At 37.1% G+C, this 1,937-nt stretch carries 2 protein-coding genes; both read left to right on the forward strand.

Annotation, left to right across the window (positions count from 1 at the left end; genetic code table 11):
• The first annotated feature begins 102 nt into the window (after positions 1-102).
• Positions 103-1,122 carry a hypothetical protein gene (locus C505_RS0120895; RefSeq protein ID WP_157369276.1) on the forward strand — a complete coding sequence of 340 codons (1,020 nt, stop codon included), beginning with the start codon at positions 103-105 and terminating at the stop codon, positions 1,120-1,122.
• A gap of 29 nt (positions 1,123-1,151) precedes the next feature.
• Entirely contained in the window at positions 1,152-1,667 is a 516-nt protein-coding gene (locus C505_RS0120900; protein ID WP_018694581.1) for a hypothetical protein, read from the forward strand.
• Positions 1,668-1,937 lie beyond the last annotated feature (270 nt).

Consider the following 1,937-nt stretch of genomic DNA (forward strand, 5'->3'; position numbering starts at 1 on the left):
GCAGGGATCGAATTCAAGGATGGAGAAAAAGTAACGTCGGATGATCAACAGGATGCTGCATGATCATGTCATACACCAGATTTGACTATAGCTCAGATTACATTGGAAGCAAAGATTAAGTTTTATAAGATCACTAGGTGTGGCTATTATGAGCGAGGTTCTAGTGTTCCTACATTTGGTAGTGTAAAAGAAGTTCTGAAGCAATTATATAATTGGGGTAATGATGGTCGGAGTATTGTAAATACGTCATGTTATGAGTCAGATACTTCAGAGGGACAATTTAACACTTACTATTGTAGTAGTTGTGCAAATCCAAAAAATGAAGATGTAGTCCTAGTCTTATGGGGGGAATCTCCAAATAATGACAATGTCATCTACGGAATTGAGCCATTAAACCAGCCTGGTAGTACTTCACTGTTAACAACTGATTTTGGGAGCAAAGAAGCAATTCCAGGAACCCCTAGCTACTTTTGGTTTATACCAGAAAAAGGACTATTTGCGACAGTGGTATTTGATCACTCTCAACCAGGTAAGTCTAATCTGGAACGATATATTACCGGCTTTCTCGAAAATAAATCCCCTTATGTAATTAAAAATGATTCGAATGAAATAATTGGCTTTTCTAAGAGTCAAACAAATACAACTGAACAGAAAACTATATACCCAAGATTTAACACACAGATTCTTAAGAACAAAAAGCTTGATAAGTTGCTTCTATTAAATATTCACAACATTACAAGACTGATAAAAAAAGAAAACCTAGACTATAGCGTTGAAGATCATCGAGACATGATCGAAAAAATCATGGACAAACTTTGCACTAAAGGGAAAGACCATAAGCATAGACAAAAGAGAACAATTAATCATGAACTTCAATTCTCTCCAACTGAGACCGAACTTACTCAAATCATAGAAAATTTTCATAAACTATATCAAGATGGGCAAATTAAGGATGTTGGTTTTAGATTAAATACAGGGAAAGCTATTATGCTAACTGGTGCATATGTGACTTCTGATGAACAGTTGGAATTGAACTGGAAACCACATAGTATTGTCCCACCTAAAGAGCTTATGGGTGCTCTGACTAAAATAAGAGGTAGGCTATTCAAACAGCTGAAATAACCTATACATAGCAAACAAAGGATTAGAACATGGCTATATATCTTGTACTTCTTGGAGTTTCCTTTATTACAACTTATCTCTTAGGTGATGTTGTATTATCTTTAGGTTATATAGATTACAAGGATACTTTAGGAGCATTATTAAATATATCATCCATTATTTTTGCTATCATCGGAGCATGGATCGCTATCATTTACCCAAAAGCAATGAACAAAGTTGTAAGTGGGAAATCGAATGACAGCTCAACTTTGGAAGATGTAAATTCTGATGCTAATTATCTTAGCCAGCTAATTGAAATTGTTCTCGTTTCATCAATTGTTCTAATGCTTGTGCTTTGTATTCAGTTTACAGCCCCTATAGCCAAAGCGATTATCGAAGATAGTACATATATCAAGTGGGCCAAGTATTCTGTGTTCTTCGTCATTTCATGGCTTGCCATGGCCCAGATATATGCAGTTCTGAGAGTAATAGTTACTAACTATCATTTCTTGGGAGAACTAAGAAGAAAACACAACGATGCTAAGATTGACGCTTTGCATCGTTAGTGAAGAAACCATGTTTATCTATTTGGGGGAATAGCCCCCCCAACAATCCCAAACACCCTGCGCCTCGAAATCCCATACTTCACCGCAATATCATTCGCCCGCATTCCTGCTTTGTGATCCTTCCTGATCGCGGCATCGCGTATCTGGCGGAACTTCACTTTACTGGGAATATCAATGAGCTATAGTCAAATCTGGTGTATGACATGATCATGCAGCATCCTGTTGATCATCCGACGTTACTTTTTCTCCATCCTTGAATTCGATCCCTGC

This window comes from Algicola sagamiensis DSM 14643 (genome assembly GCF_000374485.1).
In the GTDB taxonomy this organism is placed as follows: Bacteria; Pseudomonadota; Gammaproteobacteria; order Enterobacterales; family Alteromonadaceae; genus Algicola; species Algicola sagamiensis.

What these genes read in the sequence shown, in the direction of transcription:
- C505_RS0120900 (WP_018694581.1), top strand. Translation starts at nt 1,152, where the DNA reads ATGGCTATATATCTTGTACTTCTTGGAGTTTCCTTTATTACAACTTAT.